A 19,974-nucleotide genomic window follows, 5' to 3' on the forward strand; every position below is an offset into this window, starting at 1 on the left:
CCATCAGGCCGCTGAGCCCGAGAACGCTGAGTGCCGAAAGCCTGGGCCTGGTCATGATGCCCCCTTGAATGCGGGTTCCGCGGCTGTGGAACCCACCCTCAAGGTACGCCTGGGGGTTACTCCACAACAGGGACTAAAGTCCGAGCCCGGCCTTTGGCGTCTTGGGCAGGTCTCCCCATCGCAGGCTCCCGCCCACGTGTGGAAGCATGCAGTAGGGCCTGCTTGGGCCTGGAGGTGACTTGGGGGAAAGATGGCGTGCAGGGCAACACCACGGCAGTACCGGCTGGCACTTGTGGTGGTTCTGGGGTCGCTGGTTTCGGCGGCGTGTGCCGGTCCCAAACATCCTGTGCCCGAAAAGAGCAGTGAACCGCCGGTCACGGAATCACCAGCCCCTGTGGCGCAAAGTTTCGCCAGATACGACGGACTGCGTGCGGAGCTGATCGCCGCCCTGGAACAACAGCTCCCCGGCATCAGCTGGACCGTGCATCTGCCGGCCAGCGTGAACAAGCTGGCCGACGGCAGGTGCTTCTTCGCAACCAGGACGATGGTCAGCAGCGCCGACGTAGTGGAGCCCTCACACCGGTTCGCGGATATTTTCTCCGCCGGCGACCCCGTCCTGGCAAAATACGGCTTTCCTGCGTTTGGAGGGACAGACCCAACACCGGGCGGCTGGACGGTGGCGCGCAGCGCGAATGCAGCCGGAGCAATCGTCAGTATCGAGTCGAAAAGCCCGGCCTACCTGTACATCGGGGCGCCCGTGGATTCAAGGACATGCGATCCGGCGGAGCTTCCCGACCCCTGACGCGGAAGCACGGGGGCCGGCCGGCTGCGGCAGCAGGAAGGCTGCGGGCGGGACGACGCCCCCCACCCCGCAGCCTCGCCGGCTTTACGGATTCACCAGCACCTTTACGGCCGTGTCCTTGTGGTTGATGAGGGTATCGAAGCCCTGCTCCACCAGGTCCTCCAGCGCGATCCTGCCCGTGATGAACGGCTTGAGGTCCACCTTCCCCTCCTGCACCATCCTGATCACCGCCGGGTGGTCGCGGACGTAGGCCATGGTGCCGCGCAGGTCGATCTCCTTGAGCACGATCTTCTGCATGTCCACGGTGGCCGGCGCGCCCCAGATGGACACGTTGACCACCACGGCCCCGGGCCGGACGGCGTCGAGCATGGTGTCCAGCACGGCATTCACCCCCGCGCATTCGAAGGCGTCCGCCCCGGTGCCCCCGGTGAGCTCGCGCACCCGCGCCGGGACGTCCTCCTTGCTCGGGTCAAGGACGTGGTCCGCCACGCCGCTGGAGGTGGCCTTCTCCTTGCGGGCCTGGGTGAGCTCACTGATGATCGTGGTCACGCCCATGCCTTTGAGGACCGCCGCGGTGAGCAGGCCGATCGGCCCGGACCCGCCCACCAGCGCGGTGTCGCCGGCCTTCACGCCGCTGCGCGCCACCGCGTGGTGCGCCACGGACAGCGGCTCGATCAGCGCCGCCTCATCCAGCGGGATGTTGCCGATGGGGTGCACCCAGCGCTGGTCCACCACGATCTTCTCGCTCAGCCCTCCCCCGCCGCCGGACAGCCCGATGAACCCCATCTGCCGGCACAGGTGGTAGCTGCCCGCCTGGCACATGTCGCAGGTCCCGTCCACGAAGTAGGGTTCGACGACGACGTTGTCACCCACCTCGAGCCCCTCCACGCCTTCGCCGACTTCGGCCACAGTCCCGGAGAATTCGTGCCCCAGGGTCACCGGGGATTCCTCGTGGGACAGCGGGTGTGGATGCCCGGGCGCGGGACAGAAGATTGGCCCCTCCAGGAACTCGTGCAGGTCGGTGCCGCAGATGCCGCACCACGCGACGTCGATCTTCACCGCCCCCGCGCGGAGTTCCGGCTCCGGGATGTCCTCGATCCTGATGTCCTTGCGGGCGTGGAAACGTGCTGCCTTCATGATTCCTCCATGCTGTAAACGCGGCTAGCGGGTGTGGTGGCTGGGCTGCAGTTCGTAGACCGGTGTGTCGAGTCCTTCCATCCGGGCCTTCAGCTGCAGCGCCAGGTAGGCGGAGTAGTGCCGGCTCTGGTGCAGGTTGCCGCCATGGATCCAGAGGTTGGGCACGTTGGTGGGCTTCCACATATTGCGCAGCTCCCCCTCCCACGGACCAGGGTCTTTTGGCGTGTCTGAGCCATATCCCCAGCATTTGCCCACCCGGTCCGCGATCTCGGGCGAGACCAGGTCCGCCAGCCACCCGTTCATGGACCCGTACCCGGTGGCATAGACGATCAGGTCCGCTTCCAGCTCGGTGCCGTCGTCCATCACCACCGCATTGCCGGTGATCTTGGTGACCTGCCCGTTCTTCAGCTTCACCCGGCCGTCGATGATCAGCTGGGAGGCGCCGACGTCGATGTAGTAGCCGGAGCCGCGCCGCAGGTACTTCACGAACAGGCCGGAGCCGTCCACACCAAAGTCCAGGTCGAACCCGGCGGCCTCCAGCTGGGAGTAGAACCCGGCATCCCGGGATGCCATCTCCTGGTACACCGGCACCTGGGCCCCGGGCAGGACGCGCATGGGCAGGGAGGCGAACAGCAAATCGGCCTTTTCCGTGGTCACGCCGGCCGCGAGCGCCCGCTCCGAGTACAGGTCCCCCAGCGCCAGGTCCATCAGGGACTCGCTGCGGGCAATGTGGGTGGAGGACCGCTGCACCATGGTGACGTCGGCCCCGTGCTCCCAGAGGTCCGCGCAGATATCGTGCGCCGAGTTGTTGGAGCCGATCACCACGGCCTTCTTGCCCGTCCAGTCCCCGCCGCCCGGGTGCTGGGAGGAGTGGCGCTGCTCGCCCAGGAAGGACTCGGCGCCGTCGAAGACCGGGATGTTCGGGTAGCCGGAGACGCCCAGGGCGAAGATGAGCTGCTTCGGCCGGAGCGTCACCGGTTCGCCGTTGCGAAGGACGTTGACCGCCCATTCCTGCGTGCCGTCGTCGTACGCCGCTCCCACGCACTCGGTGCCGGACCAGTAGTTCAGCTCCATGATGCGGGTGTAGTGCTCCAGCCAGTCACCGATCTTGTCCTTGGCGGCGAAGACGGGCCAGTCGTCCGGGAACTTCAGGTAGGGCAGGTGGTCGTACCAGACGGGGTCGTGCAGGTGCAGGGACTTGTAGCGGTTGCGCCAGGAGTCGCCGGGGTTCTGGTTCTTCTCGACGATGATGGTGGGCACGCCCAGCCGCTTGAGCCGGGCGGCGAGGCCAATCCCGCCCTGGCCGCCGCCGATGATCACGCAGTAGGGCTGCTCCTCGTAGCCGAGCCGCGCCTCCTGCTCCTCCTTGAGCTCCTTCCAGGACCGGCGCCCCCGGACAATCTCGTGGGCCACGCCCTGCTCGCGCCGCGGCCCCTTCTTTTCCTCGAAGCCCTTGAGCTCCTGCATGGTGGTCAGCAGCGTCCAGCATTTGCCGTCCCGGAGCCGGAGGTGGCCGTAGCCGCGGGCCGCGCCGGTCTCGAACGTGATCCAGGCTTCCACGGCGTCCCCGTCCCCGGCGGCGTCCTCGGCGGTCGCCCAGTTGGCCGGCTGCACGCTGTCCAGTGTGGCCTCCAGCATGCGGCGGATGTCCGCCTTTCCTTCCAGCGTCTTGATGTTCCAGGTGAACGCCACGAAGTCCCGCCAGTAGCAGTCGTCCTCGAAGAGCTCCAGCGCGGCGTCCACGTCGCGCCGCTGCAGCGCCTCATCCAGACCGGCAAGCCAGGCCTGGGCGGCAGCCGTGGGTGTTTGGGTCATCTCCACTCCTTTGTGCTGTTTCATGGGCTCCGCCTGCCCGATATGCTGGGGCGGGCGTGAGCTGCATCACCAGTTGAACGCGGCGGGGGTAACAGCGGCGTTACACGGATCCGGCAAGGGAGCCGGCTGCGAGGAGGAAACGGTGGACTACGGCCAGAGGTTTTCGGACCCGGCGCGGTACGCACGGACGCTGCGGCGCGCGCACGAGCTGGTCATCGCCGGTGTCCCGCGGCCCGAGATCCCCACGCCGCTGGCGGAGTCGTGGCGGCGCTCCATGGCCCTGGGCATCAGCCCGGACCAGCACAGCCCGCGGCACCTGCACGAGGTGTCCGAGGTCCTGGAACTGCGGCGGGAACACCGGCTGCAGCAGGTGATGCCGGCGCTCCACGACCTCCTGGCCGATGATTCCCGGTCCGGCCGCCACCTGCTGGTCCTCACCGATGCCAGCGGCGAGATCCTGTGGCGCGTGGGCAGCCCGGCCGTGCTCCGGCGGGCCGACACGCTGGAGTTCTCCGAAGGCGCGGACTGGTCCGAGGCGGGCATCGGCACCAACGCCATCAGCGAGGCCCTGGTCACCGGCGGCCCCGTGCAGCTGTTCTCCGCCGAGCACCTGGTGCGCACGCACCACGAGTGGGCCTGCACGGCGGCACCCATTACGGACCCGGCCACGGGACGGGTGCTGGGCGTGCTGGATGTCTCGGGACCGCTGGACACCATCAGCGCGGACACGCTGCGGATGGTGCGGTGCGCCGTCCGGGTGGCGGAGGCCGTGCTGGGAACGTCCGACGGCGGCACCTCCCCGGGTGCCTCCTCTTCCGTGGGTGCGTCTTCCGGGCGTGCGTCTTCCGGGCGTGCGTCGCGGCGGCCTGCGCCTGCTGCAGCCCGGTCCGTGGCGGTGGAGTCGCTGGAACTGCTCGGCGACAAGCCCGCGGCGGTGTTCGCTGACGGGAGCCGCACGCCGCTGACCCTGCGCCGGGCGGAAATCCTGGCGCTGCTGGATTCGCGGTCGCAGGGCTGGTCCGCGGAGGAGCTGGCCTATGAGCTGCATGGGGATGCCGGAACCCCGCAGGCCATCCGGACCGAGATGTTCCGGGTGCGGTCCATGCTGGGCGGTGCCGTGGAGTCCAACCCCTACCGCCTGGCCCCTGGCCTTGCGGGACATTCCGATTCCGGGAGGGTCCTGCGGTTGCTGCGCGACGGGCATGTGGCCGAAGCGCTGGAAGCGTACCGGGCACCCCTGCTGCGCCGGTCGGTTGCCCTTGCCGTGCAGCTGCTGCGGGACCAGCTGGACCTGGCCGTGGGATCGGCCGTGCGGGCCGGCGGGGACGTTTCGCTGCTGGTTCAGTGGCTTTCCACGGACATGGGAGCTGTTGACCCGCTGGCGGTCGAGGCACTGGGCCGGTTGGTGGGCCGCGGCGATCCGCGGTACCTGGCCTTCCGGGCGTCCTGCCCCGTTGGTTGAGCGCGCCAAGGTGGGGCCGCCGCTTCCGTAACCGGGGAGTTGTAAAATGGCCGGGGCCACACCGTCCGGCGCTATGCCTGCGCTGGAGAACAGACCCCGGGCTCAGCCGGGGATCCTGGACAGGACGGGCAGTGTGGACCAGGGAATGGTTTCCGTTTCCGCCGAAAGCTGGGGAGCACAAGGGATGTTTGGGGCTACCGAATTTACTGCCGGCGGTTGTACCCGCTGCCGGTGGGCAACACCTGCCTCCTTTGCAGTGCCCGGAACGGCCTGCGGAACCGCTCGAGGTTTATTCACCGCAGGATGGATCGGTCACTAGGAGGCCACCCATGTCATTTTCCAAGCGATTCAGGGGCTCCGCCGGCGCGGTGCTGGCAGCCGCGGCTGCCGTCATGCTGGCGGCTTCCCCGGCCACGGCATTCACCCCTGCGGCGACCGTCGCTCCCCTGCCCTCCCCCGCAGTCAGCGGTGGCGCGCAGGCTGCCGGCCCCTTGGCCGGTGACGAGGGCCGCTACCTGGTCAGTTTTACCAAGGGCTCGGACGTGGCAGCGGAGGCGCAGTCCCTTCGGTCCCAGGGGGTGCGCGTCGGCAGGACGTTCTCCGCAGCGGTCCGGGGAGCGGCCATCACCGCCACCAAAGCGCAGGCGGCTGCCCTGGCACATTCGCCCCGGATCTCCCTGATTGAGCCGGATTCGCCCGTTTCGGTTTCCGACACCCAGCAGTCACCGCCCTGGGGCCTGGACAGGATCGACCAGCGGGCGCTCCCGCTCTCGAACACCTTCACGCCCACTGCCAGTGGCGCGGGCGTCAGCGCCTACGTCATCGACACCGGCGTCCTGGCGGAAAATACGGACTTTGGCGGCCGGGTGGCCGCAGGATGGACGGCCATCGCCGACGGCAAGGGCAGCAGCGACTGCAACGGCCACGGCACGCATGTCGCCGGCATCATCGCCGGAAAGACCTTCGGGGTGGCCAAATCAGCCAGCGTGGTTCCGGTGCGGGTACTCGGCTGCGACGGGTCCGGGTATGACTCGGACGTCATCGCGGGGCTCGACTGGATCGCGTCCCAGCATGCCGCCGGCACGCCCGCGGTGGCCAACCTCAGCATTGGCGGCCCCACCAGCACCACGCTGGATGACGCCATCAGGGGAATCATCAATGACGGCGTCACAGCCGTGGTGGCTGCCGGAAACGCCGCGGTGGACGCGTGCACCACCTCCCCGGCACGGGTGGCCGAGGCCCTGACCGTCGCCGCCACCGATTCCTCGGACCGGCAGGCAGGCTTCTCGAACTACGGGAGCTGCGTTGACCTGTACGCGCCGGGCGTGGGCATCCAGTCCGACTGGGACACCTCCACCACCTCGGTAGCGACCTTGAGCGGCACGTCCATGGCGTCTCCGCACGTTGCCGGTGCTGCGGCGCTTTCCCTGTCGCGGAACCCGCAGCAGACGCCGGCTGCGGTGGCAGCGGAACTTACGTCCGCCGCCACCCAGGGCACTGTCACCAACGTGTCAACAGGCACCCCCAACCGCCTGCTCTTTACCGGCCCGGCCGCGGCTCCGGTGGCGAGGGACTTCACCAGTGACGGCAAGGCAGACCTGCTGGCACAGGACGGCAACGGGAGCCTGTGGACTTACCCGGGCCAGGGCAACGGCCTCTTCGGCTGGCGCATCAAGGTGGGCGACGGCTGGAACGTCATGACGGCGGTCAGCGCAGCAGGCGACCTCACGGGAGACGGGCAGCCCGACCTCATTGCCCGCGACACCAACGGGACTCTCTGGACCTACCCGGGGCTCGGCAACGGCCTCTTCGGATGGCGCATCAAGGTGGGCGACGGCTGGAACGTGATGACGTCCATCAGCGCAGCAGGCGACCTCACCGGAGACGGGCAGCCTGACCTGATTGCCCGAGACACCAACGGGACCCTCTGGACCTACCCCGGCCTCGGCAACGGCCTCTTCGGCTGGCGGATCAAGGTCGGCGACGGCTGGAACGTCATGACCGCCATCAGCGCAGCAGGCGACCTCACCGGAGACGGCAAACCGGACCTGATTGCCCGAGACACCGACGGCACCCTCTGGACCTACCCCGGCCAGGGCAACGGCCTCTTCGGCTGGCGCATCAACGTAGGCCCCGGCTGGAACGTCATGACCGCCATCAGCGCAGCAGGCGACCTCACCGGGGACGGCAAACCCGACCTCGTCGCCCGCGACACCAACGGGACCCTCTGGACCTACCCGGGCCAGGGCAACGGCCTCTTCGGCTGGCGCATCAACGTGGGCCCGGGCTGGAACGTCATGACTGCCATCAGCTAGGGGCCGGTCCCATCCGTCACCAGACGGAGTCACCTCGCAGGACAGCGTCGCTGCCGCCGTCAACGTAGACAATTTGACCGCACAGGTGCGTGTTTTCGGCGCTATTGAGCCAGGCCAGCAGGCGGGCAACGACGATGGGTTCGGCGATACCGTTCAGCGGCATCGGGACCATTTTCAGCAGCGCCTCCCGCTCCTCTTCGGTATCGATCAGCTCGGCTGTCATGGGCGTTGCGATGACACCAGGTGCCACGGCGTTCAGCGGGATCGCCGCGCCGGCCCAGGCTGCAGTGGAAGCCTGCCGGCGGACCCACCGCGACAGCGCCAGCTTCGTGGAGGAGTAAATGAGGCCGCCGGTGGTGGCTGGTTCCTTGGCCAGGACCCCGGCCCGGGCCACGGAACCGGGCTCGTCCCCCGCGGTGAGCAGCGCTACCAGCTCATCGTCGCTGGCCATGAGTGCCGCCATGGAGGACACCACCACGGCGCGGGGTGCCTCCGACCCAGCCAGCAGCAGCCGGAGCCCGTCCACCGAGGCGACGGTGCCGAAGAAGTTCACGGCCACCGTGGCGGGAGCCGGGATGGCGAGCCCGGCCACTGCGTAGATGGCATCGATCCTGCCGCCGCTGACTTTTCGCACCGCGTCCACCAGGCCGGCGCGGCCCTCCGCGGTGGAGAGGTCAGCCACCACCTCCGCATCATGGAGATCCACTCCGATCACGCGTTCGCCCCGCTGCTCGAGCAGGTCCTTGGTTGCCTTGCCGATGCCGGACGCGGCACCGGTGATAACGGACGTGCGGGGCATGGTGGTGCCTTCTTTCCCTAACCGGATGGGTCGGCCCCAACTCTGCCCGGCAGGCCCTGCGGAATCCAGAGTCCAAAGGCCCGTCCACGGCGGCATCCAAAGAAATGATTAACAAGGCTTGTCACGCCGTTAACCGCGCATTCATATCCTCCTCAAAACCTGTACAACGGCTGGAAATAGCGTGGGAGCCATGGACAACATCTCCCGCAGAACCCTCATCTCCGCCGGCCTCGGAGCCGGCCTGGTTGCCGCCCTGCCGAATGCCGCCGTCGCTGTTTCCACCGCTGACGACGCCGGCCTCCGTACCGATCCCTTCATGCTCGGCATCGCCTCCGGCGAGCCGTGGCCGGATGGCTTCGTGCTCTGGACGCGCCTGGCGCTGAACCCCGTGGCGGAGGACGGGCTGGGCGGCATGCCGTCGCGGCCGGTGGCTGTGCAGTGGGAGGTGGCCGAGGACCAGGGCATGCGGAACGTGGTGGCCCGCGGCGTGGAGCAGGCCCGTCCTGAGGCCGCGCACTCGGTGCACGTGGAACTGCGGGGCCTGAAGGCAGGCCGCGAGTACTTCTACCGGTTCCGCGCCGGCCGGCACGTGAGCCCTGTGGGCCGAACCCTGACCAGCCCCGCGCTGCACGAGACCCCCGCCTCCCTGGCCATGGCGTTCGCCAGCTGCGCCCAGTACGAGCACGGCTACTTCACCGCATACCGCCGCCTCTCGGAGGACCACCCGGACCTGGTGCTGCACCTTGGCGACTACCTCTACGAGTACAAGAAGGGCAGCTACGTGATCGGCGGTGGCAACCCGCGGGACCACGAGGGCCCCGAGACCGTCACGCTGGAGACCTACCGGCAGCGGCACGCCCAGTACAAGGCCGACGCCGATCTGCAGGCCGCGCACGCCATCGCACCCTGGGCAGTGGTGTGGGATGACCACGAGGTGGACAACAACTGGGCGGACGACGTGCCGGAGAACAACGACGCCGGCCAGCTCAACGACAGCACCGAGCACTTCCGGCAGCGCCGCGCCGCCGCGTTCCAGGCCTACTACGAGAACATGCCGCTCCGCCCGTCGTCGCTCCCGTCCGGGCCGGACATGAAGATCTACCGCAGGATCCAGTGGGGCCAGCTGGCCAACTTCCACATGATGGATACCCGGCAGTACCGCGACGATCAGCTCGCCGGTGACGGCTGGAAGAAGAACGTGGCTGAGCGGCTGGCGGAGGACCGGACCATCACCGGCGCCGAGCAGGAGAAGTGGCTGCTGGACGGATTCAGGAATTCCACCCAGCGGTGGGACATCCTGGGCCAGCAGGTCTTCTTCGCCGAGCGGGACCGCAACAAGGCACCGGAGATCGACGACGTGTCCATGGACGGCTGGGACGGGTACGCGGCCTCCCGCCGCCGCATCACCCAGGGCTGGGTGGACGCAAACGTCCGGAACGCCGTCGTGCTCACCGGCGACGTGCACCGCAACTGGGCCAACGACGTCAAGGTGGACTACAAGGATCCCGATTCCCCGGTGGTGGGCTCGGAGCTCGTCTGCACCTCCATCACGTCCACCGGCGACGGCACCGGCTCCACCACGGACGCCACCATGGCCTGGAACCCGCACCTGAAGTTCTATAACGACAACCGCGGCTACGTGAGCACGCGCATCACCAGGGACGCCATGACCGCGGACTTCCGGGTGCTGGACCACGTGACGACGCCGGGCGCCCCGGTTTCCACGAAGGCCTCCTTCGAGATCCGCGACGGCGTCCCGGGGCTGCAGCCGCGCGCCTGACCTTCCGCGGGGACGCGTTTGCGTGACTTATGGGCCTCTTGCTGGTGCAGCACCCTTCATTTGCGGGGTTTCCTGCTCCTCTCGAAGCCAAGAGTGACGCAAACGCGTCGATGAGGCTGCCGGCGGTGTAGCCCAACAGTCACCTGGAGGTTGGCGTGCTCCGCGGGGTCAAGCAGCGGGCAGAGTCCAGCACGTGAATACCCGTAGCCCTAGGCAACAAAAACAGGTACCACTTGTCCTTGTAGGGGTACCTAATGGAGCCTACTCTTGGTCCCCTAGGGGTACCTTCGTGTTCCCCCAGGGGGTCCGCGCCGGGCTGGGCCGGCGAACACGACCTCAGCGGAAAAGAGAATCTGCCTAAAGCATCAGCGCCCAGGAGCCGGCCATGAAGATCGCAGTTTCCCCCAGGTGGTTACGGCACGCGGTGGTCCTGGCACTGGTAGCCGGAATGGCCCTCGTCGCGTCTCCCCCGGCATCCGCCGACTCCGTCTACGGCACCCCCAGCATCACCTATTCAGGCGTCGCCAATCCGCCTACCTCTGACAAGCCGCAGAGCAAGCTCTGGTGGAATGACGGCTCCTGGTGGGCCGACATGTGGACCAGCGGCAGCGGCTGGAGCATCTACCGGCTGGACCGCCCCAGCGCCACCTGGGTGAACACGGGCGTGGTCAATGACACCCGCGGCAGCACCCTGGCGGACACCATGTGGGACGGCAGCCGCCTCTATATCGCCTCGCACGTGGTCACGGTCTCCACCGACGCCAACCCTGTGCCCTCTGCCGCCGGACAGCCCGCCTACCTTTACCGGTACAGCTACGCCGGCGGGAAGTACACGCTGGACGCCGGGTTCCCCACGGTCATCACCAACAACAGCAGCGAATCGATGACCATCGATGAGGACAGCACCGGCGCCATCTGGGCCACGTGGACGCAGGTGGCCGGCAACAGCACCAGCGGATTCACCAACACGGTCTACGTCAACAACTCGGCGCCCGGCGGTTCCAGCTGGGCTGCGCCGTTCGTCCTCCCGGTCTCCAACCCGCACCCGGCACCGGACGACATCTCCGCCGTGGTGTCCTACAACAAGAACAAGATCGGCGTGATGTGGAGCGACCAGCTCACCGGCTCGGTGTGGTGGGCCTCGCGCACGGACGGGACCTCCCCCACCGCATCGTCGTCCTGGAACTTCCAGCCGGCCATCCGGGGCCAGGGACAGGCCGACGACCACCTGAACATCAAGTCCCTGCAGTCGGATACCAGCGGCCGGGTCTTCGCCGCGGTGAAAACCAGCCTGAACGACATCTCCAGTGATCCCACCCTTCCGCAGCTTTTGCTGCTCGTCTTCAAACCGGGCACGGGATCCTTCACACAATCGACTATCTCCACCACCGGTGACTGCGTCAGCAGGCCGCAGATTGTCCTGGACACCCAGAACAACCTGGTCCATGCGTTCCAGACCGCCCCGCCCACCTCGGTCAGCGGCTGCGCGTACTCCGGGGTTGCCGGCAGCATCTACGAGAAGACGGCGTCCATGGACAACCCGGTCTTCGGCACCGGCCGCGGGACTCCCATCATCCAGAGCGCCTCGTCGTCCAGCATGAACAATGTGACCACCACCAAGCAGGGGGTGGACAGCTCCACGGGCATCGTGGTCATGGCCAGCGACAACGTGGCCAAACGCTACTGGTACTCGGACCGTCCGCTGGGGCCGGCCGTTACAGCGCCGGTGACGTCCTTCTCGGCCTCCCCCACCTCCGGGACCGCGCCGCTGAACGTCGCCTTCACCGACACGTCCACCGGCACGCCCACGTCCTGGGCCTGGGAGTTCGGCGACGGCGGCACGTCCACAGCGCAGAATCCCGCCCACAGCTACGCGGCAGCCGGTACCTACACCGCGAAGCTCACCGCCATCAACAGCGCCGGTTCCAGCTCAGCGAGCACCACCGTCACCGTCAGTGCAGCCACAGCGTCCGCCGGCATCACCGCCGTCGGCTCAGTGACCACCTACGCCGGAACAGCTGCCTCCGCCGTCTCCATCAGCGCTCCCGCCGGTACTGCGGCCGGCGATGTCCTGGTCGCTGCCATCACGGCGGACCTGAACCCGGCCATGGCATCCGTCCCGGCGGGCTGGACTCCGCTGGTCAACGGCCTCGGCATCAACAGCTCGTCCACCTCCGGTGCCAAGGTCTTCGTCTACTACCACGTGGTGGGCGCCTCGGATCCTGCCAGCTACTCGTGGACCCTCGGCACCGCCGTGAAGTGGGGCGGCGGCATCACCGGCTACCGGGGCGTGAACAACACCGCGCCGCTTGACAGCCCGGTCGCGACGGCCGTGGACGCCACGTACACCGCCACCAGCATCACCGCCCCAAGCGTCACAACCGCCACCAACGGTGCCATGCTGATCGGCGGCGTGGGCTGCGACTGCGCATCCCCGATAGTGTCGTCGGCACCCAGCGGCTGGACCCAGCGCTGGCAGGCCGCCGGTGGCCAGATCGCCGAGCTCGCGGACAAGGTCCAGGGCACGGCAGGTTCAGCCGGGACGGCCACCTGGACCCTGGGCGGGGCGCGTGCGGTTGCCGCCTGGCAGGCCGCCCTGAAGCCCGCGGGCTAGTCTCCGGCCGCGGGCTGCTTCACCGGGCTACTTCACGGCGGCGGCCGCGTTGACCCTGCCGTATGCCCAGTAGGTGCCGGTACCGGGAACATCGTCGGCAGTGGATTCCACGTCTGCCCGGATGGACGCGTTCGTCGCGCCAGGGTGTGCGCTCCAGGCGAGGGCGGCGGCAGCGGCCACGATGGCTGAGGACATCGAACTGCCATTGCCCACGTCATAGCCCTGCGAACGGTTGTTCTGTGTTGCCAGGACGAACGGGTGGTTGGGGAACGTGGAGTAGACGTTCACGCCGGGCGCGGCGATGTCCACCCAGCTGGCGCCGTAAGTGGAGAAGGAAGCCTTGGCGTCGTTGTTGTCGGTGGCGCCGACGGCGATGACGTTGGGGTAGGCGCCCGGATAGATCTTGGTCTGGTTGCCGCCGTTGCCCGCCGCAGCCACCAGGACCACCCCCTTGTTCCAGGCGTTGTTGACGGCGGCTTCCAGGGTGCGCGACGCCCGCACTCCCAGGCTCATGTTGATCACCCTGGCACCGTTGCTGACCGCCCAGTCGATGCCGCTTGCCAGGCTGGAGCTGGACCCCACGCCACTGTCGTTGAGGACCTTGCCGGCCAGGATGGTGCAGCCCGGGCAGACGCCGGCCACCCCGATGGTGTTGTTACCGGTGGCGGCGACGTTGCCGGCCACATGGGTGCCGTGGCCGTAGTAGTCCTCCGCTACGGGGTCGCCGGCCTTGGTGGCTGAGCTGCTGAAGTTGGCGCGGGCCACCACCTTGGGGGCGATGTCCGGGTTGTCGCTGGCGACGCCGGAATCCAGGACGGCGACTTTGATGCCGTTGCCGGTGGTGGTGTTCCACGCCTCGACGGCGTCCACATCAGCGTCCTTGGTGCCGGCAGGAACCGTGATGTCGCCGGCGGTGTTGGTGAACGACTGGCCGTCATTCTGCAGGGCGTACTGGCGGGGGAAATATTGGTCAGAGGTGGCGGCACCCACCGGCTGGTCCGGTTCGGCGTATTCGACGGCGGGATCCCGGCTTAGTGCGTCGATGAGCTGCGTTTCGCCTCCCGCGGCAACGCTGACCAGCTGGGCGCCCGTGGCGCCGATGCTGGACCCACCAGCGAGGCCGTGCCGTTGGAGGACGTTGGCGGCAGCACCGGCGTCGCGGAACTTGACGATGATGTGCCCCGGCACGGCAGGCGCACCGTGCGCGGCGGTGGCGGGAAGGGCCAGCGGGACAGGGCCAAGCACCATGGCTGCTGCCGTGAGACCGGCGGCGAAGAGTTTTCTCATGCCGGCTATCTTTGCCCCGGGCCGGGCAGCCAGGCTAGGGGTAAAAGCCCCAAAGATGGGCTCCGCCGCGCGCCGCGGGCAGGATCACCAGGCGTGGTCACGGCGCGGAGCGGGTCCCCGAATCCTCGCCTGACCCCGTGGTTGCCACGAAGTTCCAGTCGAATGAACCGTCGGCATGGAGCGTCAGCCGCAGGAACCCGTGGGTGTCGCTGAACCGCTTTGCGATGTACGGCGGACTGCTGGTGAAAGGACGCAGGTCTATGCCTCCCGTCGAAACCTGGAACGCGGTCATGCCCTCATCGACGCACTTGTCTGCCTTGTTGACAGGGCAGGACCGCTCGTAGTTGTGCTGTGAACCGGACAGGGTCAGCCGGACGCGGTGCTTCCACATCACATCGATCCACGGCTTCTGGGCGGCAGTCCGCCGGTGCTCGCTCGTCTCCGACGTGAAGTACGGCTCGTGGTAGACGACTGCCAGGTGCTGGCCCGCCGCCTCCGCAGCAGCAAGATCCTTGTCCAGCCAGCCGGTCGCGGCCTTGGCCTCCGCGGTGTCGTAGCGCCACAGCGCGGAGGGCAGGAACGCGAAGTGCCATTTCCCGAAATCTCTGGAGTACGGCTGGCCGTTCGCGATGAACCCGCGTTCCTCGTTGATGGCCGCCTTGTCCGGGGACCCCGGGCATTGGCCGTTCATGAAGTTGTCCAGGTCTTCGTTGCGGCCGGGTTCCCAGTCGTGGTTCGGGCCGGACACCCAGTACATCTTGGGCAGGGTGCCGCCCCACAGCGGTTTCCAGAAGTTCACGTAGTCCTCGCAGCGTCCGGTGCTGTACTGGAAGTCCCCGAGCCCCAGGAACGCGTCAATATCGTTGGTCCTGACCAGTTTGGTGATGGCGGCGCCGTTCCGTCCGGATGGGCTGTCCGGGTCAGTGTTCGCAGGGGGGTTCATGTCGCCCACAGCGGCGATATGGATGTCCGGCGCCGGTGACGCGCTGCCCGGTGGAGACGGGGTGCCGGTGCAGCCCGTGGCAAAGAGCGCCAGCAGGGCGGCGCCTGTTGCTGCTGCACGCCGAAAGCGCCTGGATCGAGGGAGCGCTGGCTGCATCCCGTTGCCTCCTTCGGGAATCAGGACCGGACGGCGGGAGGACGACGGCGGACCCGCACCCCCGCCTGCCACGCTCAACAACCCGCGGCGCCCACTGCTTTGCAGGCGTTCACCCGGCCGTGCGCCCAGTAGGAACCCGTGCCGGTGATGGGATCAGCTGAGGATTCCACCTTGGCGCGGACGGATGCGTTTGACGTGCCCGATGGGGTGCTCCACACAAGCGCGGCAGTGGCGGCGACGATGGGTGAGGCCATTGACGTGCCGCTGAGGATGTCGTAGCCGGGCGAAAGCTTGTTCTGCGTACCAAGGACGGACGTGTAGGTCGGGAGGGTCGAGTAGACCCGGACCCCCGGGGCAGCGACGTCCACCCATTTGCCGTACGTGGAGAAGGACGCCTTGGCGTCATTGTTGTCGGTTGCTGCTACCGCTATGACGTTCGGATAGGCGCCCGGGTAGACCTGGGCCTGGGTACCGGCGTTGCCGGCCGCGGCTACGATCACCACTCCCTGGTTCCAGGCGTTGTTCACGGCAGCTTCGAGGGTCCGTGACGACACCCGCTGGCCCAGGCTCATGTTGATGACCTTGGCACCCTTGCCGACAGCCCAGTCGATGCCCTTGGCAATGCCCGAGGAAGAGCCGGACCCGCTGCTGTTGAGGACCTTGGCGTCCAGGATGGAACAGCCCGGGCACACGCCTGCCACGCCCAGGGAGTTGTCCGCCGTGGCCGCCACGATGCCGGCCACGTGGGTGCCGTGGCCGTACTGGTCGAAATCCTCCGGGGCGAGGATCTGGGTGTCGCTGAAGTTTGCCCGGTCCACCACCTTGGATGAGATGTCCTCGTGGTTGATGGCAACCCCGGAATCGATGAGGGCCACCCGGACGCCGGTTCCCATGGTGACATTCCACGCCTCGACGGCGTCCACATCGGCGTCCGTGGTGCCCGCGGCGACGGTTACCGTTCCGTCGGTGTTCGTGAAGGACTGGCCCGTGTTCTGCAGGGCGTACTGCCGGTCGAAGTACGGGTCGGCCGTGGCGGCAGTAACCAGTTCGTCCGGTTCGGCGTACTCAACGGCGGAACTGCGGCCCAGCGCCGCCACGAGCTGCAGTTCCCTGCCCGCCGGCACTGTGATGAGGTGGGCGCCGGTGCTGCCTATCGCCGGGCCGTCGGTGAGCCCATGCTGGCCCAGGACCCCGGCAGCGGCGCTGTTGTCCTGGAATTTGACCAGGATTTGTCCCGGTACGGGCGAGGACGGCGGGGCGCCGTTCCCCGGGGCAGCCGCCGTTACTGCGCCGAGGACCAGGACCATCGCAGCCAGGCCTGCGGTAAGCATCTTTTTCATGGCTTATCTTGCGCCCACAAGCCACAGCTGAACAGGCCTTGCCACAAGCAACTCTGGCAAGAGGAGTATTCGCCCTGCATGTTCGCTGATCGAACATTTGTACGTTTAATGAACTTCGCGGTAGCCTCCCATGAGAAAGCATGCCGTGGATCACTCCCCCCGGTGACCGGGCTCGCATCGCGGCGTGCCGCTCCCGCTTCCCTGATCAAAGAGGATTACATGACTACGTCTCCTTCCACCCGCGCGTCACGCTGGCCGGTCTGGCTTTGCTGGCTGGCCATGGTCCTGGACGGCTTCGACCTGGTGGTGCTCGGCACCGTCATTCCCACACTCATCAAAACCGGCGAGCTTGGCTTCGACGCGGTCGGCGCCACGCTGGCCGCCACCATCTCCCTCGTGGGCGTGGGACTCGGCGCACTGTTCATTGCCCCGCTGTCGGACCGGTTCGGGCACCGCAAGCTGCTGGTTGCCTGTGTCCTGTGGTTCTCCATCTTCACCATCGCGGTGATTTGGGCCCCCAACGTGGCAGTGTTCAGCACTTTCCGGCTGCTGGCCGGCCTGGGGCTGGGCGCCTGCCTCCCGGTTGCCCTGGCCTACATGAACGATTACGCACCCGCCGGCTCCGCGGGCAAGTCGACCACCCGGACCATGACCGGATACCACGCCGGCGCAGTGGCCACGGCCTTCCTGGCGCTGACGGTCATCCCGGACTGGCGCACCATGTTCGTGGCGGGCGGCATCGCGGGCCTGGCCCTGGTGCCACTCCTCTGGTTCAAGCTCCCCGAGACCCTGCCGGCAGAACGGGAGGCCAAGAAGCAGGAGCAGGGCAGTGTCCGCGACCTCGCGAAGAAGCCGTACCCACTGGTGGCCCTGGCCATCGCTGCGGCCTCGTTCATGGGGCTCCTGCTGGTGTACGGCCTGAACACCTGGCTGCCGCAGCTCATGGCGTCCGCCGGCTATCCCGTCAGCGCAGGCATCTCGCTGCTCCTGGTGCTGAACCTGGGCGCCGTGGCCGGCCTGATCATCGCCGGCATCCTGGCGGACAAGCACGGAACAAAGCGGATCGTGCTGCTCTGGTTTGGCCTGTCCGCGGTCTGCCTTGCCCTCCTCAGCGTCAAGGTTGACAACGCCATCCTGCTCAACGCCCTGGTCTTCGTCACGGGAGTGTTCGTCTTCAGCTCCCAGGTGCTCGTGTACGCCTGGGTCAGCCAGCTGTTCCCGGCGCGGCTGCGCGCCACCGCCCTCGGCTTCGCCGCGGGCGTGGGCCGCGTAGGTGCCATCGCCGGACCTGCCGTGACCGGCGGACTGGTGGCCGCCGGCATCGCATACCCGTGGGGCTTCTACGCGTTCGCCGCCGCCGGCGCCCTGGCCGTCGTGGCGCTCGTGACCGTACCCCAGGTCATTTCCGCGCGGAACCCGGCGCCGGAGCACGCCGGCTAAGCTCCCGCAGCCCGGGGCTTTAGACACCACGACGGCGGGAGGCCGGCTTTCAGGGCCGGCCTCCCGCCGTCGTACTGCGTTACGCCCTAGATGCAGGCGGGCTGGTAGGCGGGATCCGCCGGGCCGGATGCCTGGGCCAGGGCGTTGGCCACCAGCTGATGCACCACGGGATCGTTGGGCGTCTGGTCGTGTTCGATGACGTCGGCCGGGCACTTGTCCTGGATGGTGATGTTGGTGACCTGACGGGCGCTGCCGCTCAGGAACTGGCTGTTGTACGGGATGACCACTTCATCATGGGTGGTGGAAATGACCGTGTAGGCGGGGCCCGCGACGGTATCGCCGATCGAGTTCAGCTCCTTCATGAAGGGCGAACCGGCCTGCTGGTCTGCGCACGCGGCGCATCCGGCGGCGGTGTAGTCGGGCGTGGGCACCAGATCCGGCGGCGGAAGGATCACGCCTTCGGTGCCGTGGTTGGACGGTGCGATGCCGACAAGCTGGTGGACGAACTTGGCCCCGCCCAGGAAGCCCATGTAGTAGCGGGGCATCATGCCGCCCTGGCTGTGGCCCACCAGGTCCACCTGCTTGGCGCCGGTGGCGGAGCGGACGGCGTCCACGAACGGGGCGAGTTCCTTCGCGGAATCCTTGACCGGGGCCGTGGCGTAAACGCCGTTGGTGGCACCGTAGTTGAGGGCGAAGACGCAGTAGCCCTGGCTCTTGAGGTCCGGCGAGAGTGTGGACCAGTTCTTTTCCATGCTCTCGAAGGTCCCGGGAACCAACACCACCGGGTAAGGGTGCTCGGCTGAAGGTTTGCAGGACCAGTCGTTGGCCCCGGGCGGGGAGATGTCGACGGCCTGGGCGGGAGCGGCCATCAATGAGGAGGCGAGGACCGCAGCGGCGGCAACGGACAGGGCTCGGCTAAGCAATGACATGGAAACCTCTTTGTTCGTCTGTCTATGGGGAAGCCGGGCTGATGGTCTTGGGGGTGTCCATCAGGTCCGGCCGAGGTTTTCCATGCTGGCAGTGGTGCTGCTCCTGCGCAGCGGAAGTGCACGAACGTGCGGCCAAAACCCGGGCTTACCAGCAGCAGCCTCCGCGGCAACTGTGACCCACAGCACGCGTATTGTTACTGGTGAGTAGCTAAATGGGGGCATGCCAGCCGCGGGCCAAGCGACCACGGGCGTTTGCACGAACGTGCAGTTTCGGCCGGCGACGCCGGTGGCGCCGGTTTCCCGCGGCCGGCACTCAGGCCAACCTCGGGAACTCCCGCACCGGACGGGCTCCTACCGCGGGTTCAATCGCACGGCACTGACGACGTCCTCGGCGCACAGAGCATGCGCCGTTGCCTGCACGGTGTCCCACCTGCCGTAGGTTGACGGGTCGAGGAACTGCTCCCAGCTCCGTTCGAGATCCCTGCGCACATCCTCGGGCCAGTCCCGGAATCCCTTTCCAAGCACGCCCGCCTCCCGCTTGCGGTCGTCCAGTTCATCCCAGATCCGGTCCCGCCGCGCGTCATAGTCCTCGTCGCTTTCACCGGGCAGTTCCAGCACGTGCGGAATGCCGCTGAGGGCGCAATGCCAGTCCCAGTGGTGCGAGAGCAGCACCCGTTCCCGCGGAATCCGGCACGTGAGCAGGACGTCTCCCCGGTTGCGCCTGCAGCTGTCGACCAGGTATTCACGGGTAGTACGCGCCCAGAACCAAAGGGCGCCGTCGCCGCTGGTGGGAAGGCGGCGGTCCATCTCCCGGAACATCCAGGCGTAGGCGTCGGCGAACAGCGGTTCCGCCAGATCCGGGTCCGGAAGGAGCTGCCCGGTCGAAAGGAGCTCCTCGAAAGCATCCTCGGTCTGGAAGGTATGGAGCAGGAGACGGCTGGCGGTCAGGTCATAGCCCACCCGGCCGCCCGGCACTGCACGGTCAGCGCGGGAACGGGCAACAGAAAATTTCGGCACAGGCAGAGCGTAAAAGCTGCCCCTGACATTGCGACGGCGCGAGGCCAGATTGTGTGCCAAGCATCCGGATTGCGCGTTTCGCGCAAATAGCATTGCGCTAATCGCGCAGTAGTGCCTATGATCTACATCATGCTTTTG

14 protein-coding genes are annotated in these 19,974 nt (G+C 67.6%); 6 read left to right on the plus strand and 8 right to left on the minus strand.

Annotated elements, in window-relative coordinates; translation table 11 throughout:
• The first annotated feature begins 394 nt into the window (after nucleotides 1-394).
• Nucleotides 395-802 carry a hypothetical protein gene (locus BACI349Y_RS14095; protein ID WP_236560840.1) on the plus strand — a complete coding sequence of 136 codons (408 nt, stop codon included), beginning with the start codon at nucleotides 395-397 and terminating at the stop codon, nucleotides 800-802.
• An 84-nt stretch (nucleotides 803-886) separates the two neighbouring features.
• On the opposite strand, the gene BACI349Y_RS14100 is transcribed toward BACI349Y_RS14095, so the two are convergent.
• Nucleotides 887-1,939, minus strand: a complete 1,053-nt coding sequence (locus BACI349Y_RS14100) for a 2,3-butanediol dehydrogenase (RefSeq protein WP_159632639.1) — start codon at nucleotides 1,937-1,939, stop codon at nucleotides 887-889.
• Nucleotides 1,940-1,963: 24 nt separating this feature from the next.
• Entirely contained in the window at nucleotides 1,964-3,754 is a 1,791-nt protein-coding gene (locus tag BACI349Y_RS14105; RefSeq protein WP_159632640.1) for an NAD(P)/FAD-dependent oxidoreductase, read from the minus strand.
• Between the two features lie 142 nt (nucleotides 3,755-3,896).
• On the opposite strand from BACI349Y_RS14105, the gene BACI349Y_RS14110 reads away from it, so the two are divergent.
• Together BACI349Y_RS14110 and BACI349Y_RS14115 are read left to right on the plus strand one after the other, a co-directional pair.
• On the plus strand, nucleotides 3,897-5,216 hold the full coding sequence (locus tag BACI349Y_RS14110; protein WP_159632641.1) for a GAF domain-containing protein: 1,320 nt from the start codon (nucleotides 3,897-3,899) through the stop codon (nucleotides 5,214-5,216).
• A 329-nt stretch (nucleotides 5,217-5,545) separates the two neighbouring features.
• Complete coding sequence (locus tag BACI349Y_RS14115; RefSeq protein WP_159632642.1) at nucleotides 5,546-7,531, plus strand: S8 family serine peptidase; 1,986 nt, start codon at nucleotides 5,546-5,548, stop codon at nucleotides 7,529-7,531.
• Nucleotides 7,532-7,547: 16 nt separating this feature from the next.
• On the opposite strand, the gene BACI349Y_RS14120 is transcribed toward BACI349Y_RS14115, so the two are convergent.
• Nucleotides 7,548-8,330, minus strand: a complete 783-nt coding sequence (locus BACI349Y_RS14120; protein ID WP_159632643.1) for an SDR family oxidoreductase — start codon at nucleotides 8,328-8,330, stop codon at nucleotides 7,548-7,550.
• A gap of 190 nt (nucleotides 8,331-8,520) precedes the next feature.
• Between BACI349Y_RS14120 and BACI349Y_RS14125 the strand changes: the two genes are divergently transcribed.
• Nucleotides 8,521-10,110, plus strand: a complete 1,590-nt coding sequence (locus tag BACI349Y_RS14125) for an alkaline phosphatase D family protein (RefSeq protein ID WP_159632644.1) — start codon at nucleotides 8,521-8,523, stop codon at nucleotides 10,108-10,110.
• A gap of 385 nt (nucleotides 10,111-10,495) precedes the next feature.
• Complete coding sequence (locus BACI349Y_RS14130; RefSeq protein ID WP_201302449.1) at nucleotides 10,496-12,724, plus strand: PKD domain-containing protein; 2,229 nt, start codon at nucleotides 10,496-10,498, stop codon at nucleotides 12,722-12,724.
• A gap of 27 nt (nucleotides 12,725-12,751) precedes the next feature.
• Here the strand turns inward: BACI349Y_RS14130 and BACI349Y_RS14135 are convergent, their stop codons facing one another.
• From BACI349Y_RS14135 to BACI349Y_RS14145, 3 genes are all read right to left on the minus strand, one after another.
• Nucleotides 12,752-14,011 (minus strand): S8 family serine peptidase, encoded by a 1,260-nt coding sequence (locus BACI349Y_RS14135; RefSeq protein WP_159632645.1) that lies wholly within the window; start codon nucleotides 14,009-14,011, stop codon nucleotides 12,752-12,754.
• Between the two features lie 97 nt (nucleotides 14,012-14,108).
• The gene (locus BACI349Y_RS14140) at nucleotides 14,109-15,110 is read right to left on the minus strand and encodes a hypothetical protein (protein WP_159632646.1); all 1,002 of its coding nucleotides are present in this window, start codon (nucleotides 15,108-15,110) and stop codon (nucleotides 14,109-14,111) included.
• A gap of 74 nt (nucleotides 15,111-15,184) precedes the next feature.
• Complete coding sequence (locus BACI349Y_RS14145; RefSeq protein ID WP_159632647.1) at nucleotides 15,185-16,450, minus strand: S8 family serine peptidase; 1,266 nt, start codon at nucleotides 16,448-16,450, stop codon at nucleotides 15,185-15,187.
• Between the two features lie 219 nt (nucleotides 16,451-16,669).
• Here BACI349Y_RS14145 and BACI349Y_RS14150 point away from each other — a divergent pair, with 219 nt between their 5' ends.
• Nucleotides 16,670-17,890: an MFS transporter gene (locus BACI349Y_RS14150; RefSeq protein ID WP_159632648.1), complete on the plus strand. Its 1,221-nt coding sequence runs from the start codon at nucleotides 16,670-16,672 to the stop codon at nucleotides 17,888-17,890.
• 86 nt (nucleotides 17,891-17,976) lie between these two features.
• On the opposite strand, the gene BACI349Y_RS14155 is transcribed toward BACI349Y_RS14150, so the two are convergent.
• The gene (locus tag BACI349Y_RS14155) at nucleotides 17,977-18,819 is read right to left on the minus strand and encodes an esterase/lipase family protein (RefSeq protein WP_159632649.1); all 843 of its coding nucleotides are present in this window, start codon (nucleotides 18,817-18,819) and stop codon (nucleotides 17,977-17,979) included.
• Between the two features lie 351 nt (nucleotides 18,820-19,170).
• Nucleotides 19,171-19,836, minus strand: coding sequence for a DUF3841 domain-containing protein (locus BACI349Y_RS14160; protein ID WP_159632650.1), 666 nt, complete (start codon nucleotides 19,834-19,836; stop codon nucleotides 19,171-19,173).
• Nucleotides 19,837-19,974: the final 138 nt, after the last annotated feature.

Origin of the sequence: Arthrobacter sp. 8AJ (genome assembly GCF_902506025.1) — a bacterium.
GTDB lineage: Bacteria > Actinomycetota > Actinomycetes > Actinomycetales > Micrococcaceae > Arthrobacter.

Excerpts from the sequence above, each read along its gene's own strand:
- BACI349Y_RS14100 (WP_159632639.1), bottom strand. The coding sequence starts at position 1,939 with ATGAAGGCAGCACGTTTCCACGCCCGCAAGGACATCAGGATCGAGGAC.
- BACI349Y_RS14105 (WP_159632640.1), bottom strand. The coding sequence starts at position 3,754 with ATGACCCAAACACCCACGGCTGCCGCCCAGGCCTGGCTTGCCGGTCTG.
- BACI349Y_RS14115 (WP_159632642.1), top strand. The coding sequence starts at position 5,546 with ATGTCATTTTCCAAGCGATTCAGGGGCTCCGCCGGCGCGGTGCTGGCA.
- BACI349Y_RS14120 (WP_159632643.1), bottom strand. The coding sequence starts at position 8,330 with ATGCCCCGCACGTCCGTTATCACCGGTGCCGCGTCCGGCATCGGCAAG.
- BACI349Y_RS14125 (WP_159632644.1), top strand. The coding sequence starts at position 8,521 with ATGGACAACATCTCCCGCAGAACCCTCATCTCCGCCGGCCTCGGAGCC.
- BACI349Y_RS14130 (WP_201302449.1), top strand. The coding sequence starts at position 10,496 with ATGAAGATCGCAGTTTCCCCCAGGTGGTTACGGCACGCGGTGGTCCTG.
- BACI349Y_RS14135 (WP_159632645.1), bottom strand. The coding sequence starts at position 14,011 with ATGAGAAAACTCTTCGCCGCCGGTCTCACGGCAGCAGCCATGGTGCTT.
- BACI349Y_RS14140 (WP_159632646.1), bottom strand. The coding sequence starts at position 15,110 with ATGCAGCCAGCGCTCCCTCGATCCAGGCGCTTTCGGCGTGCAGCAGCA.
- BACI349Y_RS14145 (WP_159632647.1), bottom strand. The coding sequence starts at position 16,450 with ATGAAAAAGATGCTTACCGCAGGCCTGGCTGCGATGGTCCTGGTCCTC.
- BACI349Y_RS14150 (WP_159632648.1), top strand. The coding sequence starts at position 16,670 with ATGACTACGTCTCCTTCCACCCGCGCGTCACGCTGGCCGGTCTGGCTT.
- BACI349Y_RS14155 (WP_159632649.1), bottom strand. The coding sequence starts at position 18,819 with ATGTCATTGCTTAGCCGAGCCCTGTCCGTTGCCGCCGCTGCGGTCCTC.